Raw genomic sequence first — 16,066 nt, forward strand, 5'->3', positions numbered from 1 at the left:
TGACACTGATCTGAGGATCGCGGGGCAGGGGTGAACGGAATGACAACACATCCGACAACGGAAGAGACGCGCGCCGTACGCCTGGCCGAATATATAACTGGGCTATTGGAAAAGCCGCTGGTCAAGATTGCGGTTCCGTTGCTGATTACAGGAATCGCGCTTGCGGTTCTGCACGACCTCTCTGCGCATGTGAAATGGTCAGATATCCAAAGCGATATCGCAGCGAAACCATGGAAATTCATGTTTTTTGCGATGTGCTGGACGGCTTTCAGTTTTCTGTCGCTTTCGTTCTACGATGTGCTTGCCGTGCAGAGCGTCGCCGATGGAAAAGTGCCTTTGCCCGTCGCAGGGATGGCCGGAGCAAGCGGCTATGCGGTATCGAACTGCCTGGGATTCTCCTATATCACCGGCACCGCGATCCGATACCGTATCTATGCGTCTCTGGGGCTTGATCTTGGCCGCGTGGCCGGGGTGATCGCGACTTCTTGGGTGGCGTTCTGGATGGGACTGATCCTGCTTTTGGGCCTGTTGCTTACAATACACCCGGATGGCATTTCCAAGGTCCTGCCGATCAGTGAAACGACGGAGACTGTGATCGGTCTGAGCATGTTGGCGGGGCTTGCGGTCTTGTTTGTCTGGCTTTCAAGCGGAGGGCGGCGATTGGCCTATGGCGGGTTCGGGTTCAACCTGCCGGGCGGCAAGCTCGCCAGTTTGCTGACAATCGCGGCGGTAGGCGATCTGTTCGGCGCTTCAATGGCGCTGTATGTGCTCATGCCGGACGATCTGGGGGTTGGCTACCCGTATTTCTTCGCGGTCTATATAGGCGCAATAGCGGTGGGTATCCTTAGCCATGCACCGGGTGGAATCGGTGTGTTCGAAGCCACTCTGATCGCTGGTCTAGGGGCGTCGGGCCGGTCTGATGTGATCGCTGCGCTTCTGCTCTACCGACTGGTCTATACGTTCCTTCCGTTTGCCATCGCCAGCCTGTCGATCGCGGTCGCGTCGGTGCTGACACAGCGCCATCGCATCGGGGGCGCGGTCACTTGGGTCTATCGCGCAATTCGCCCCATTGTCCCGATGGTGGCTGCCGGCGTCGCGGCTGTGGCAGGAGTTATCCTGTTGGTTTCAGGGGCTTTGCCTTCCAGTACGCAGAACCTTGGCGTACTGCGAGAGGTTTTGCCTTTGTCATTTGTCGAGGCATCTCATCTTGCAGGCAGCGCCGTGGGTGTCCTACTGCTACTTGTCTCACGTGGCCTATTCCGCAAGCTCTATCGGGCATGGGTTGTTGCCATGCTTTTGATGGTGGCAGGTTTCTTCGCCTCGCTCGCCAAAGGGCTTGATACGCATGAAGCCCTTTCATTGCTGTTCACGATTGGCCTTTTGGCGATGTTTCGGGGTGCGTTTTACCGGGTAAGCGGTGCATCTATCTTTCGGCTAAATATCCCTTGGCTGGTCAGCGTCGTCGCGTTGCTGGCGGTGATTTTCTGGATTGGATTGTTCGCTTATTCCCATGTCGAATATCAAAACGCGCTGTGGTGGGACTTTGCCTGGAGTGGAGATGCCTCGCGATTCCTGCGGTCCAGCCTCGTGGTGGCCGTGATCGTTGGCATCGTGGCGGTGAACTCGCTGTTCGGCCGTGAAATCCCCGCGCCGGTTAGGACTGAAATCCCCGAAGTTGTCGAACGTCTCGTGATGGAGAGCGAAGACACCGAATCCCAGATTTCGCTGACCGGTGACAAGCAATTCCTGATCTCGCCTGACGAAACCGCATTCCTTGCCTATGCCGATACTGGCAATGCGCTGATCACCAAAGGAGAGCCTGTGGGTGATGAGCAAGCGGGGCAGCAACTGATCTGGCAATTGCGAGAAATGGCCGATCGCGAAGGCAAGCTTTGTGCGTTTTACAGTGTATCGACCAAATATCTGCCGACATTCCTGGACCTCGGCCTATCGATCCTGAAGATCGGAGAAGTGGCCCGCGTACCGCTGCAGAATTTTTCGCTGGACGGAAAATCGCGCAAACGGTTCCGGCAGGCGAAGAACAGGGCCGAGCGTGAGGGGTACAAGTTCGAAATTATCCCCAAGGAACAGCTTGCACCGGTGTTGCCCGAACTTCGTCAGATCTCGGACGATTGGTTGGCGCAAAAGGCAGGTGAGGAAAAGGGTTTTGCCTTGGGCGGCTTTGATGATGCCTACCTTTCTTATTTCGACCATGCGGTTCTGCGGGATGAGACGGGCAAGATCATGGCCTTCGCCAACCTGTTTCAAGGCGGAAATAAATCCGAACTGTCTCTGGATTTGATGCGTTATGAACCGGACAGCCCCAGCTTTGTCATGGATGCGCTGTTTGCTGAGATGATGGTCTGGGGGTCCGAGCAGGGATTCCACTGGTTCTCACTGGGCGCAGCGCCATTTTCAGGGATCGAAAACCGGCAGTTGGCCTCGCTTTGGAATCGGATCGGTGGGTTCGTTTATGAACATGGCGAACAATTCTACCACTTCGAAGGCCTGCGCGCCTTCAAGCAGAAATTCGATCCGGAATGGAGCCCCAACTATCTAGCCAGCCCCGGCGGGTTGGCCGCGCCACGTATCCTCTACGAAGTTAACATCCTGATCTCGGGTGGCCTGCGCGGGTTGACGAAATAGGCCTTAGTTCAAGCTGGCGCGTGTTGGCGTTTTCTCCAACAGATCACCCCAATCGGTGCGATAGGCCATCTCGGCCAGCACCGTCTCGGGTAGGAATTCCTGATTCTGCCGAATCTGCCAACCACCACCCAGACCTTTGTAGATCGCGACCAGATTCGAAGAGACCTCCTGCCGGGCCTCGATCAGGTTCGCCTGCGATCGTAATAGCGCGGTCTGCGTGTTCAGGATACGCGAATAGCTGGCGATGCCGTCTCGGTACTGATCGACCGCGATTTCAGCCGCCTTGCGCGAAGCTTCGACGCTGCGCTGATAAAAGGTGACCTGTTTGCGCGCCTGTGCGTAAGCAACCATCGCGCTTTCGACCTCGGAATAGGCGGTCAGCACAGTGTTCTGATAATTGGCGATCAACGCTTGATAGGCGGCATCCTGCGCGCGGACATTGTTCTTAATGCGGCCATAATTCAGGACATTCCAGACAACGCCTGCGCTAGCCAATCCTGTGGCGCTGTTGGTGCTGAACAGATCGCGCCCACCCGAGGCCTGCAAACCGATCGCGCCCGACAGAATGAACTGCGGATAGAGATCAGCTAACGCGATCCCGACCTGCGCCGATTGGGTGGCTGCCGCCAACTCGGCGGCGCGGACGTCAGGCCGTCGCCGCAGCAATTCGGCAGGCACACCAACGGCCACGTTGCTGCGCCCTGTCGGAATACGTCCTGAATTGCCGATCAAGCCAGTCATCTGGGAAGGGGTTTTGCCCAATAGAACGGCCAGCGCGTTCTTGGCCTGTTGAATATCGCTTTCCAATTCGGGCACGAGTGCCTTGGTGTTGTTGAGCAGAGCAGTTGATTCCTGAACATCCAGCTCGGTTGTAACGCCGTTGTTGAAGCGCAGCTGAGTGAGGTCTGCCGATGCCTGCTGAATTGTGATGTTTTCCCGCGCGATGCGCAGAGCCTCTTGCAACGAACGGATGTTGATATAAAGCGCCGCTACGTCCCCGGTCAGCGTGACCAGTGCGTCGTCATAATTAGCAACCTGCAGTGCCAGGTTCGATCGCGCGGCCTGTACGCCGCGACGTTGCTGGCCCCATACGTCCAGTTCCCATTGCGCATCAAACCCAACTTGCGAAGTCGAGAATTCGGTGTCCAAGGGAATGATCCGCCGGATGTCCGAAATCGGTCCAAGATTGTCGCTGATCTGTCGGCGTTGGAGCGAACCGCCCACGGCCTGCGATTGCGGGTAGAGCTCTCCGAATGCGATACCAAGTTGCGCGCGGGCCTGAAGTACGCGGGCACCTGCGACCTGTAAGGTCAGGTTCTGCGCATAGGCTTCGGCGATCAGTTTGTTCAGCGTCGGATCATTGAACGTTTCCCACCAGCGCACAACCGGGGCGCTGCGCGAGGTCAGGCCGCTCTGGCCCGCGCTGGGGTTGTTGACCTCCATCCATTGCTTCACGACCGGAGAGTTGGGGCGCACAAAATCAGGCCCCACCGGCGTACAGGCGGTGAGGGTAGCGGCGCAAAGGGCAGTGCCTAACAACCGGCGGAGTGTCATCGTACGCATCCTCAGATATCCAGTGGCCGGATGAAGTTGGCGAAGGAATAGAGGCGAATGTTGATGCGCCTCAGAAATTCAAAGCTTTTTCCCATGCCGGTGTAAATCGCCACCGCAGCGTGGCCACCTGCAGGAAAAGTATGCCCCTCAGGCACATCGACCGAGATCTGAACAGCGATCCGACCGGGCAGTTTTGGCAGCTCAAAGCCGGGCAGGCGGCCTGAGGGCAAGTATTGGCCCTGACGTGTGGCCCACCAGACCGCCTCAACCTTGCCGGTCAGAATTTCTCCGGGATAGAGGTCCAGAGCAACTTCGACCGGTTGGCCGACCTCGACAAATTTCAGGTTCTGCTGGCGGAAGGTGGCTAGAATATAGGGGTCTTCTTCGGTGACAAAGCTGGCAATGGCACCCAGACGAATTTCCCCCACAACCATCCCCGGGCGGGCCTGTTGCGAAACGATCATGCCATTTTCGGGGGCATAGATCGTTGTGTTGTCGAGAAAATACTCGGCCTCGGCCAGCTGCGCCTCAGCCTCAATAATGCCCGTATTCACGCCGTCGATCTGCGAATCCAGCGCAAGGTTGGCCTTTTCAAGATTGGCCTGAGCTTCCTTAATCTTCGCCTGATCTTCCGCGACCTGTTCGTTCCAGCGGTCTAGTTCATCCTGGCGGGCGCCCCCGGCGGGAACGAGGTTCTCGTATCGCGCTTGTTCGGTCAGCGCATAGGCCAGCTGCGCGTTCGCGCGTTCGACTGCTTCTCCCGCCGCGATAACGTCCTGTTCAAGGATCTTTGCGTTTTGCTGCGCCGCCACCAGCTGTGCATTCGCCTTGTCCACGGCCAGCGAAAACACCGTGTCGTCGAACTTATACAGCGGATCGCCCTTAGTGACCCAGGTGTTGGGCTCGACTAAAACCTCGGACAGGATTGTGGGCTGAGTCAGACGCGGGACGATCTGGATGGTGGAGCGCACGACGTGGCTGTCGACGGAAAAGGGCTGAAAGAAGCGCAGCGCGACCAAAAAGATCAGCAGCAGATGAGCGCCGACCCAGAATGAGACGATCCCCCACATGATGTTGAATTTCAGCCATTGCACCTTGAAGAAGATGAACCAGACAAAAATAATGTAGAAAAGCGTGATGCCTAGGGCGACGAACATGAGTGCTGAATTCCTTTGGCCTTAGGCTTGCTTTGTTTCGTCGGTATCAAGTGGGTCCTGGTATTCCGGTTTGACGGTGCCTCCCAGACGCTTGATTTCATCCCTTATGGCCTTGCGTTCTTCATCAGGGCCGCGGCGCATGTCGACGGTGACGCCGTCGTGAAACGCCCAGATAAAGGCGTGCACCCAAGGGACAATCGCCAAAAATCCCATCCATCCCATGATCTTGACCGCTTCGGCATGGGGGTGATTGCGTTTGATCGCGATACGTCCGGGCAGGCCCATTATGAATAGAAACAACGCCATCACCGCTGCCAGCAGCAAGATAAGTGCCACAAATGTCAGATAGTCATAGTAGCCCAGCGGCTGCCCCAAAAGTCCCATGCTCGCGCCTCCTGTTGTTGGAAACTGTTCCATCCTCAGGCGCTGTTGTCCAGCTAATCAATCACTTTCCGGCTGATCGGAGGGACGCATCAGCATTCAATAATTTTGGTGTTCCAGTCTATGCACTTCTGATGGAGGTCGTCGGGTAGCGGTAGATCGGTATAAACCATATCAACATCGGATAATGAGGCGATGCGTGCGGGCGCGGTGCGCTGAAACTTTGAAGCATCCGCTACTAGGCTGATCTGCCGGGCTTGTTCAATGATAGTTTGACTGACCAGTACTTCTTGGAGATCGAAATCCATTAGATCCCCATCCGCATCCAATGCGGAACAGCCGATAATCGCGTGATCGAATTTGAACTGGCGGATGGTCGAGACCGCAAGATTCCCGACCAACCCACTATCTGATCTGCGCAGCACACCGCCTGCAACGACGATCTGGCAATCGGGGTTATCGGCCAGGATATTGGCAACGTTCATATTGTTGGTCACGACCATTAGGTTTTTGTGTTTCAGCAATTGGCGGGCAACGGCCTCGGTCGAGGTGCCTATGTTCATAAAGATCGAGCTGCCCTCGGGGATGTCGGCCGCGCAGCGTTCAGCGATGCGTGTCTTGGCTTCATGATTCAGGGCGCGCCGGTCTTCGTATCCAATATTAGACACGCCAGAACGCAGAACGGCACCCCCGTGAACCCGATCCAACTTACCAGCTTCTGACAGTTCAGTCAGGTCACGGCGAATGGTTTGAACCGTCACCTGAAAGCGCTCGGCCAGTCCTTCGACAGTAACGCGGCCCTCTTGCTCGGCGACTAAAAGAATGTCCGATTGGCGAAATGATAGTGACATGGGCGGTCCTGAGTTCCGGTGTTTTCGTTTTTGTTCTAATTTTGCGGTTAAGCAAGGGAATTCGTTAGTTGCACTTATTAATATTCGTTGTTTCAGCTAAAAACGAACAATATCGAAAAATAAAGTTGACGATACGAACCATCATGCTGCTAATGCGCTTGAAACTGCCACGTTGGGGAATCAATTGGATATGTCATCGGACAGCAGCCAAGTTACCGATCTTTTTGTGATCGGCGGGGGTATAAATGGGTGCGGTATCGCACGTGATGCGGCAGGTCGGGGCCTATCGGTCACCTTGGCTGAAATGAACGATCTGGCCTCGGCGACGTCGTCAGCCTCGACCAAACTGTTTCATGGCGGGCTACGGTACCTGGAATTTTTTGAATTCCGTTTGGTGCGTGAAGCGCTGGTCGAACGCGAGACCTTACTGCGCGCTATGCCCCATATCAGTTGGCCTATGCGTTTCGTGCTGCCCTATCACGCCGATATGCGTTTTGACTCTGAAACGCCGACCTCACGGTTGCTCAGTACGGTGATGCCATGGATGCGCGGGCGTCGTCCTGCCTGGCTAATACGGCTTGGCCTGTTTTTGTATGACAATCTGGGCGGTCGCAAAATCCTGCCGGGTACACGTTCGCTGAACCTGCGCGCGGCACCCGAGGGGGCTCCGCTGCAAGACAAATTTGAAACCGCCTATGAATACTCGGACTGCTGGGTCGAGGATTCGCGGCTGGTGGTCCTGAACGCCCGCGATGCCGAGGCACGCGGGGCCAAGATCATGGTCAGGACCGAGGTTCTTTCGGCTGAGCGGGTCGATCAAGTTTGGCAAGTCACGATCAGGGATCGGGATAGCGGCAAGACCGAAACCGTCCTTGCGAAGATGTTGATCAATGCGGGCGGACCTTGGGTCGGTGACATCATCCAGACCAAGATCCGGGTCAATTCCCGAGAAGGCGTCCGTCTGGTGCGTGGCAGCCATATCGTGACACCCAAGCTGTTTGACCATGACAAGTGCTATTTCTTTCAGGGCGAAGACGGGCGCATCATCTTTGCGATCCCGTACGAGCAGGATTTTACCTTGATCGGAACCACGGATCAGGATCATTCTGACCCCTCCGAGCCTCCGGTATGTACCGAGGCCGAGCAGGAGTATCTGTGCGCTTTCGCATCGAATTACTTCGCGAAGCCCGTTACCCGTGAAGATATTGTCTGGACCTATTCAGGCGTCCGTCCGCTATATGATGACGGCGCAAGCAGTGCCACGGCGGCTACCCGCGATTACACGCTGAAAGTTGATGCCGAGAGCGGGGCTCCGGTGTTGAATGTCTTTGGTGGTAAAATCACCACCTACAGACGCCTCGCGGAAAGCGCGCTGGAGAAGATTGGAGAACATTTCCCAGATCTTGGCGGACCATGGACCGCAGGCGTCCCATTGCCCGGCGGGGATTTTCCGGTCGACGGCGTGCAGGATTTGATCGGGAAACTGATAGCGGAGTACCCGTTCCTGACCGATTTTTGGGCCCGTCGATTGATCCGGGCCTATGGCACCGAGACCTGGGACCTTCTGGGTCCGGCAAAGGATCAGAGCGATCTGGGTGACGATTTTGGCGCGACGTTGACCGAGGCGGAACTGGTTTGGCTGATGGACAAGGAATACGCGCGCACCGCTCAGGATGTCGTGTGGCGGCGCAATAAGCTGGGTCTAAGGCTCAGCCTCGAGCAGATCGGCCGGATAGACGACTGGATGGTCAAACGGTTAACTGACTAGCGCGCGGATCGGTTGATCCGTGCAAAAAAAAGAAACGCCCCGCAGATGTGCGGGGCGTATTTCGATTTCAATGCCGGCCCTACGCAGCTTCCTCTGACGGTTCCGGATCGTTCTTGCTGCCTTTGACCCACTCGCGCAGGCTCTGCATCACGGCGTAGAGCACGGGAACCAGAATCACCCCGAACAGCGTCGCAGCCAGCATGCCGCCGAACACGGCGACGCCGATGGCCTTCTGGCTGGCAGCTCCGGCCCCGTTCGCGGCCAGCAGGGGAACCACGCCCAAAAGGAAGGACAGGGCGGTCATCATCACAGCGCGGAAACGCTGATATGCGGCTTCGGCCGCGGCCTCCTTGATTGACAGCCCCTTGGCCCTTTGCTCCATCGCGAATTCGACGATCAGAATCCCGTTCTTTGACGCAAGCCCGACAAGCATGATCATCCCGATCTGCGTGTAGAGGTTGATGTCGCTGCCAACGATCGCCACCGCTGCGACGGCACCGAACAAGGCCACGGTCACCGACATTAGGATCGAAACGGGCATCGTCCAACTTTCATATTGGCCGACAAGGAACAGGTACCCAAACAGGATCGCCAACCCAAGGATCACCACGACCAGACCGCCCGAGGCCAGCTGCTGCTGCGCCGTTCCGGTCCATTCGTAGGCATAGCCGGGGGGCAGGGCGGTCGCCGACTCCTCGGTCATGACATTGATGGCGTCCCCGGTGGAGAGCCCCGGTGCCGGAACCGCTGTCACAGTGGCCGAGCGGAACAGGTTATGCCGCTTCAGCAGGACCGGACCCAGCACGTTCTCGATATCGATCAGCGTGCCCAGCGGTACCATCTCACCCTTGTTGGAACGCACGTATAGCTCTGAGATATCGTCGACTTTATTCCGGTACGAGCCTTCGGCCTGGATCATCACGCGGTAGACACGACCAAACAGGTTGAAGTCATTTACGTAATACGAGCCAAGCTGCGCTTGCATGGTCTGGAAAATCTCGGCCACCGAGACTTGCAGGGTTTTGGCCTTTTCCCGATCCAGATCGACAAACAATTGCGGCACGTTCGCGCGGAAGGTGGTGTAGGCCTGCGCGATCTCAGGACGCTGGTTTGCGGCATAGACATACGACCCAACGGCCGAGGCCAGATCCTGCGGCGAGCCGCCACCGGTCTGCTGCACTTCCATTTCAACCCCTGCAGACATACCAAGGCCCTGAATGGGTGGCGGGTTGAACGCAACAATCGATGCGGCAGATTCACCATATGCAATCGCCAGAACCTGGTTCAGGATCGCATCCGCACTGAGCTCGGGTTCCTGCCGCTCTTCCCAGTTGGTCAGGTTGACAAAGATGGCTGCGCCATTGGTAGTGGTCCCGTTCAACAGCGAGAACCCATTGACCAGAACGGTACTGGATACGCCGGAGATCTGTTGAATCTGTTCATCGATCCGCGCAGAAACCGCCTCGGTCCGTTCAAGCGTCGCCGCATCGGGAAGCTGGATATCGACGAACAGATATCCGTTGTCTTCCAGCGGAATGAACCCTTTGGACGTGTTGCCCATAATGGTCCCGGTGCCTGCTGCGAATGCCGCAATGATCCCCAGCGAAATGACCGGCAGGATCAGTAGCTTTCGCACGATGGCGACATAGCCGCTGCGCATTCCGCCGATAAATTTCTCGAACACGGCCAGCAACCCTTTTGGCGGCCCCGAGCGCGCCTGTAGCACAAGCCCGCACAAGGCCGGTGAAAGGGTCAAAGCGTTGATCGATGAGATCACAACAGCGGTCGAGATTGTAACGGCAAACTGGGAATACAATCGTCCGGATATGCCGGGCATGAAGGTCACCGGCACGAAGACGGCCAGTAGCACTAGGGTGGTCGCGATCACGGGCCCGGTGATCTGGCCCATGGCCTTGCGGGTCGCTTCGGCAGGAGGCAGGCCTTCATCGGCGATTATACGTTCGACGTTTTCCACCACAACGATCGCGTCATCCACAACGATCCCGATGGCCAGCACAAGCGCGAACAGAGAGATTGTGTTCAGCGACATGCCAAAAGCCAGCAAGAATGCAAATGTCCCGATCAATGAGACCGGAATTGCCACCGCAGGAATGATCGTCGCCCGCCAACTGCCAAGGAAGATGAACACAACTGTGATCACCAATATGAATGTCAGGATGAGGGTCGAGACCACGTCATTGAGCGACTGTTCCACGAAATCGGTCGTATTGAATGGAACATCGTATTCGACATCTGTGGGAAAGGACCGTGACAGGCGCTCAAGTTCGGCCTCAACGCGTTCGGACACCGCAAGGGCGTTTGCGCCGGGGGCCTGATAGATGCCGATAACGGTCGCAGGAACGCTTTCGAAATAGCCCGAGGCGGAATAGAACTGCGCCCCCAATTCAACCCGCGCAATGTCTTTGACGCGCACAATCGCACCGGCTTCGCCTGTACGGATTACAATATCTCCGAATTCATCGGCCGAGGTCAGGCGGCCTTTGGTCTTGATCGTGTACTGAAAGGTTTGTCCTTCAGGCACAGGAGGCGACCCGATTGAGCCCGCAGAGACTTCGATATTCTGTTCGCGGATGGCATTGATCACATCACCCGGAGTGATTGACAGCGCGGCCATCTTGTCCGGATCCATCCAGATGCGCATGGCGTATTCCAGATTGGTCAGAACATCCGCTTTACCCACGCCCTGAACCCGCGCCAGAGCGTCTTTCAAGTTGATTGAGGCATAGTTCGACAGGAACACACTGTCATATGTGCCATTGGGCGAGGTCAGCGTGACCAGCAACAACATGTTGGTTGACGCTTTTTGCGTGACAACCCCCGATGAGGTCACCTCGGACGGCAGCGATGCCATCGCCTGTGCCACGCGGTTTTGCACGTTTACCGAGGCGATATCGGGATCGGTGCCCACCTCGAACGTAACGTTCAACGAATACGAGCCGTTATCCGATGAGGTCGACGTCATGTAGATCATGTCGTCCACACCGTTGACCTGCGCCTCGATCGGGGCGGCCACGGTGTTTTCCACGGTTTCGGCATTTGCACCTGTATAGGTGGCCGTTACGCTGACCACCGGCGGCGTGATATCGGGAAACTGCGCAACCGGTAGAACCAGATAACCGATCCCGCCCAAAATGGTCAGGACCAGCGAAATGACAAGCGCCAGCTTGGGCCGGCTGATAAACAGGGCTGAGAACATCAGTTATTCTCCGGCTGCTCGGACGCAACGACTGCATCAACGGCGACGCCGGGGCGCACGCGTTGCAGGCCTTCGACGATGACGCTTTCGCCTTCGCGCAGGCCATCTGTGACGATAATCGCCGAGTCCACGGTATCTCCGGTTGTGATGTAGCGCTGTTCAACCATCTGCTTGTCATTGACGACCAGAACGAATTCGCCGCGCTGATCACGCTGCAGCGCTGCTTGAGGGATCAATACCTGCAGCGTCGGCTCAAGCGCTTCGATCTGAACGTTCACGAAGGCACCATCAACGAGCAGACGCTTGGCATTGTCGAATTGAGCCGTGATCGTAATGGCGCCGGTCAGCGGGTCAATGCGGTTGTCGACAAAAATGATTTCGCCGGTTTCATCCAGCTCAGTACCGTTCGGCAGAGTCACATGAACATTCGGGCTTTGGCTGCTTTCAGCTAGCGTGGCCGGGTCTTCACCAAATTGTTCAAGAACCGACGTGAACTGCTTTTCATTCAACGAAAAATTCACATAGATGGGGGCTTCGCTGACCAGGGTGACAAGCGGCGGATTGTTGGGGCCCACAACATCACCGACACTGGTTTCCACGCGGCCGATGCGGCCCGAAAACGGGGCGTGGATCTGTGTGTAGCTCAGATCAAGCTCGGCCTGTTGGATCGCTGCATTGGCGGCTTTGACCTCGGCCTCGGCGACCAGTTCATTGGCTCGGGCAATGTCACGTTCTGATTCCGGTGTAGCGTCGCGCTTGTACAGCTCTTCCTTGCGGGCGAGATCGACTTTGGCCAGTTCAAGGTTTGCCTCCGCCCGATCCAGATCGGCTTTACGCGCCTCAAGCGTGGCTTCGTAAAGATCAGGTTCGATCGTGAATAGCAGGTCATCCTCATTCACCGGAGAGCCATCGTCGACGTTCTGGCTGTCCAGGAAACCACTGACGCGCGCGATAATATCGACCTTGTCGATTGCCTCGGCCCGTCCAATGAAGGTGGCCTGATCGGTGATCTCTTCGGTATAAGCTGCGGCGATCGACACCTTGGGCGCAGGGGCATCACCCTGATCCTGCGCGACCGCTATCTGAGGCAGGCTGGAACATGCAAACAAAGCGGCAGAAACGCCTAGTGCCCTGAAATAGCCGCGTGGGCGGAGTGCTGGCTTCTTAAATGCAAGGGACATGTTGGCGCCTCGTTCAAAGTAAAGATTGCACAACCGGGCAACAGAAACCCCCGGATGAGTCGATTGATTTTATAGGCAGGATGGCGGGTTTGACGCAGTTTCTCAAGCGTGTTGAGGTAATGCGTTGGCAAGAATCGACCCGAAATTTCTTTCCAGTCTGCAGACTTAGCCTGCATCCGCAGGCGTTTACCTGCCCGATGACAATAGGGGCGGGCGAATTTTCTCTGCCAAAAACCAGCAGCGGAGAGGCTTCAGGGCTCCGCTGCGGCATTCATAAATCGAATTTTGTTGTTATTCACGCGTTCCCGCAAACCGATTCTGCCAGTCTTCGCGCTGTTCGTCCGTGATTTTGGCAAACAGCACGTCGGGAACCGAAAATTCATGGCCAGCGGGCAGGGCGCACAGCGCGGCATCGATATCTTCGGGCCAGCTGGTATTGAGTGTGTTCATCGCACTAAGCATTTTTGCAGACGCATCGGGAATGAACGGCGCGCTCAGAACTGCATAGAGGCGGATCAGGTTCAGCCCCAGCCGCACCTGCGCCGCAGCCTGCACAGGATCTTCCTTAAAGGTAGACCATGGTGCGGCAGCCTGCAGATACTCGTTGCCCGCGACCCAGATCGCTCGCAGCTCTTGCGCGGATTTGCGCACTTCCATCGCTTCCATGTGGCCTTCGTAGGCACGTACTCGGCTATTAAGCTCAGCAATCAGGGTCTGTTCACGTTCGCCATACGCACCACCTTCGGGCACTGCTTCACCGAATTTCGAGCGGCAGAACTTAGTGATCCGGCTGACAAAGTTACCCAGAACATCCGCAAGATCTTTGTTCACCGACTGCTGGAAGTTCTCCCATGTGAACTCGCTGTCGCTGCTTTCTGGCGCATGGCTTAGCAACCACCAGCGCCAGTAATCGGCGGGCAGAATGTCCAGCGCCTGATCCATAAACACGCCACGACCCTGCGAGGTCGAGAACTGGCCGCCATCATAGTTCAGGTAGTTGAACGATTTCAGGTGGTCGACCATCTTCCAGGGCTCGCCCGATCCCAGAATGGTGGCCGGGAAAGACAGGGTGTGGAAGGGCACATTGTCCTTGCCCATGAACTGAACGTAACGCACATCTTCTGCGCCTTTGTCGGTGCGCCACCAACGTTCCCAATCGGCATCAGACTTACCATTGGCGTCGGCCCATTCCTTGGCGCAGGCGATGTATTCAATGGGGGCATCGAACCAGACATAGAAGACTTTGCCTTCCATGCCGGGCCAATCTTGATCACCTTTCTTGACTGGTACACCCCAATCCAGATCGCGGGTAATGCCGCGATCCTGCAGGCCGTCGCCATCATGCAACCATTTCTTGGCGATCGAGGTTGTCAGGATCGGCCAGTCTGTCTTGCTGTCGATCCACGCGTCCAACTGATCTTTCATTGCGGATTGACGCAAATACAGGTGCTTGGTCTCACGCACCTCAAGATCGGTCGAGCCGCTGATCGCGCTGCGGGGCTCGATCAGGTCGGTCGGGTCTAGCTGCTTGGTACAATTTTCGCACTGGTCGCCGCGTGCGCGATCATAGCCGCAATTGGGGCAGGTGCCTTCGATATAGCGGTCGGGTAGAAAACGGCCATCGGCGTTGGAATAAACCTGCTTTTCGCTGACTTCCCGGATCAGCCCGGCCTCATCCAGTTTGCCAGCGAAATGCTGGGTCAGTTTACGGTTCTGATCGCTGGACGAGCGGCCAAAGTGATCAAAGCTCAGGCCAAAGCGCTTGGCAATATCGGCCTGTACTGCGTACATGTCAGCGCAATATTCAGCCACCGGTTTGCCCGCTTTGGCGGCGGCCAGCTCGGCCGGGGTGCCGTGCTCGTCGGTTGCACACAGGAACATGACCTCATTGCCCCGGCCGCGCTGATAGCGAGCGTACAGATCGGCAGGCAATTGCGAGCCGATCAGGTTGCCGAGATGTTTGATCCCGTTGATGTAAGGGATCGCCGAGGTGATGAGAATTCGGGCCATAATGCGCTTCCACGTATCTGTCTGCGCGCTCGTCTACCTTATGTGGCCAGTAAGCAAAAGCCCGCATTCATACACGCTTGAATTTAACGGGTATTACTACGCGACTTCGTGCATTCCCGGGAGTTTGTGTCGCGTTCGTCAGCGATTTCGCCCCGTGTGTACCAATGGTGTATGATGATCAGGAGAACCCAGCTTAGGGGGAATTTCATTATGCAGAGTTTATGGATGGGCTGCTGTGCCGCCGTTGCAGCTATTGTATTTACCGCCAGCGCCATCGCCGACCAGAGCGCCACAGATGATCCGGTGCATGCTTTTGACCACGCTATGCTCTCGATCTTTCACCGTGGCCAGGATGCGCTGACGGCTGAAACCCGGCCCGTCATGATTATCGCACGTGATGTCACAGTCATGACCGAAGACGGAGAGGCGAGCTATCCAAGGGATGCGCCAACCTATCAACATCTGAAGTCCACGTCGCATGTTGTGTTGGGATTGATCGGGGCGGTGACTCCATGGCCTGATGATAATACCGATGATGAGCGCTGGAAGGCGGAGTTTGCAATTATCATCAATGAGATAGATGTATTTCTTGCGACATTGGGCGAACTGGGCATGACCGAGGGCGACTTGGCGAGCCAGCGCAAAATGCTCGAAACAGCCCGGGCATTTGCTCAAGGTGCACTCGACAAGGATCAGATCACACGTGAAGCGGTTTCGCAGGTGATCAACGACATGCGGCCCATCTGGGCAGAGAATATGGAGAAATCTGCACGTGCGGAGTTGAACGCACTTCATTCCGCCGTGTCCGACGCACGCGCAGCCATAAGCGAAGAGGAGTGGACCAAGATGTATGTCGTGCATCACGGCGGCTCCAGCGTCAAAGACGTCAATGTCGTGCTACTGTACCTACAGCGCGTGATGCCGGAAAAGGTTGCTGCCGGGCAGATTCTGTTCGCTGAGAACGCACACGGGAACGACGCGTTGGCCGGATACGCCGGATACGTTCGAATGCAGAGGCATGTTGGTGCATGGGTGTTCGGGGACCCTGAACGGATGCGGGTTGACCTGCTGGGATATGAGGCGGGATCGATCCTGGATGAAATGATCCCGGCACCACCGCCAAAGCCCACCGATTAGAGAATTACTCCAGCAGGTGTGAACAGGTGATACGTTTCGCACGGGCGAAAGAAATTGAGCTTAATGTCATGGTTGCAGATTGTACCAGATATTTGAATTTAAATAACCTCAGGTTGAAACACAGAATCACAACCTCTTGAAATTGTAGCAATGACTTCCCATTT

Annotated in this window: 10 protein-coding genes; 3 read left to right on the plus strand and 7 right to left on the minus strand. The window is 56.4% G+C overall.

Annotation, left to right across the window (positions count from 1 at the left end):
* The first annotated feature begins 39 nt into the window (after positions 1–39).
* A complete protein-coding gene (mprF, locus tag ACR0L9_RS16570) occupies positions 40–2,646 on the plus strand; it encodes a bifunctional lysylphosphatidylglycerol flippase/synthetase MprF (protein ID WP_480896149.1) in 2,607 nt (868 codons plus the stop codon).
* Positions 2,647–2,649: 3 nt separating this feature from the next.
* Here the strand turns inward: mprF and ACR0L9_RS16575 are convergent, their stop codons facing one another.
* From ACR0L9_RS16575 to ACR0L9_RS16590, 4 genes are all read right to left on the minus strand, one after another.
* The gene (locus ACR0L9_RS16575; RefSeq protein WP_480459381.1) at positions 2,650–4,200 is read right to left on the minus strand and encodes an efflux transporter outer membrane subunit; all 1,551 of its coding nucleotides are present in this window, start codon (positions 4,198–4,200) and stop codon (positions 2,650–2,652) included.
* Positions 4,201–4,211: 11 nt separating this feature from the next.
* The gene (locus ACR0L9_RS16580; RefSeq protein ID WP_170393337.1) at positions 4,212–5,357 is read right to left on the minus strand and encodes an HlyD family secretion protein; all 1,146 of its coding nucleotides are present in this window, start codon (positions 5,355–5,357) and stop codon (positions 4,212–4,214) included.
* A 21-nt stretch (positions 5,358–5,378) separates the two neighbouring features.
* Complete coding sequence (locus ACR0L9_RS16585; protein WP_170393336.1) at positions 5,379–5,741, minus strand: DUF3302 domain-containing protein; 363 nt, start codon at positions 5,739–5,741, stop codon at positions 5,379–5,381.
* 89 nt (positions 5,742–5,830) lie between these two features.
* On the minus strand, positions 5,831–6,589 hold the full coding sequence (locus ACR0L9_RS16590) for a DeoR/GlpR family DNA-binding transcription regulator (RefSeq protein WP_480590676.1): 759 nt from the start codon (positions 6,587–6,589) through the stop codon (positions 5,831–5,833).
* A gap of 190 nt (positions 6,590–6,779) precedes the next feature.
* Here ACR0L9_RS16590 and glpD point away from each other — a divergent pair, with 190 nt between their 5' ends.
* Complete coding sequence (glpD, locus tag ACR0L9_RS16595; RefSeq protein ID WP_480896151.1) at positions 6,780–8,357, plus strand: glycerol-3-phosphate dehydrogenase; 1,578 nt, start codon at positions 6,780–6,782, stop codon at positions 8,355–8,357.
* Positions 8,358–8,436: 79 nt separating this feature from the next.
* Here glpD and ACR0L9_RS16600 read toward each other — a convergent pair whose 3' ends face one another.
* The 3 genes from ACR0L9_RS16600 to metG form a co-directional block, all read right to left on the minus strand.
* Positions 8,437–11,574 (minus strand): efflux RND transporter permease subunit, encoded by a 3,138-nt coding sequence (locus tag ACR0L9_RS16600; protein WP_480896152.1) that lies wholly within the window; start codon positions 11,572–11,574, stop codon positions 8,437–8,439.
* Entirely contained in the window at positions 11,574–12,755 is a 1,182-nt protein-coding gene (locus tag ACR0L9_RS16605) for an efflux RND transporter periplasmic adaptor subunit (protein ID WP_480896154.1), read from the minus strand. The genes ACR0L9_RS16600 and ACR0L9_RS16605 overlap by 1 nt, the downstream gene beginning before the upstream one ends.
* A 291-nt stretch (positions 12,756–13,046) precedes the next feature.
* On the minus strand, positions 13,047–14,765 hold the full coding sequence (gene metG, locus ACR0L9_RS16610; protein WP_480896155.1) for a methionine--tRNA ligase: 1,719 nt from the start codon (positions 14,763–14,765) through the stop codon (positions 13,047–13,049).
* Between the two features lie 210 nt (positions 14,766–14,975).
* Between metG and ACR0L9_RS16615 the strand changes: the two genes are divergently transcribed.
* The gene (locus tag ACR0L9_RS16615) at positions 14,976–15,902 is read left to right on the plus strand and encodes a hypothetical protein (protein ID WP_480896156.1); all 927 of its coding nucleotides are present in this window, start codon (positions 14,976–14,978) and stop codon (positions 15,900–15,902) included.
* Positions 15,903–16,066: the final 164 nt, after the last annotated feature.

It is taken from the genome of Ruegeria sp. I3, assembly GCF_056532525.1.

Coding starts and splice junctions, on each gene's coding strand:
- ACR0L9_RS16605 (WP_480896154.1), bottom strand. CDS start 12,755: ATGTCCCTTGCATTTAAGAAGCCAGCACTCCGCCCACGCGGCTATTTC.
- ACR0L9_RS16615 (WP_480896156.1), top strand. CDS start 14,976: ATGCAGAGTTTATGGATGGGCTGCTGTGCCGCCGTTGCAGCTATTGTA.
- ACR0L9_RS16600 (WP_480896152.1), bottom strand. CDS start 11,574: ATGTTCTCAGCCCTGTTTATCAGCCGGCCCAAGCTGGCGCTTGTCATT.
- ACR0L9_RS16590 (WP_480590676.1), bottom strand. CDS start 6,589: ATGTCACTATCATTTCGCCAATCGGACATTCTTTTAGTCGCCGAGCAA.
- mprF (WP_480896149.1), top strand. CDS start 40: ATGACAACACATCCGACAACGGAAGAGACGCGCGCCGTACGCCTGGCC.
- glpD (WP_480896151.1), top strand. CDS start 6,780: ATGTCATCGGACAGCAGCCAAGTTACCGATCTTTTTGTGATCGGCGGG.
- ACR0L9_RS16585 (WP_170393336.1), bottom strand. CDS start 5,741: ATGGGACTTTTGGGGCAGCCGCTGGGCTACTATGACTATCTGACATTT.
- metG (WP_480896155.1), bottom strand. CDS start 14,765: ATGGCCCGAATTCTCATCACCTCGGCGATCCCTTACATCAACGGGATC.
- ACR0L9_RS16575 (WP_480459381.1), bottom strand. CDS start 4,200: ATGACACTCCGCCGGTTGTTAGGCACTGCCCTTTGCGCCGCTACCCTC.
- ACR0L9_RS16580 (WP_170393337.1), bottom strand. CDS start 5,357: ATGTTCGTCGCCCTAGGCATCACGCTTTTCTACATTATTTTTGTCTGG.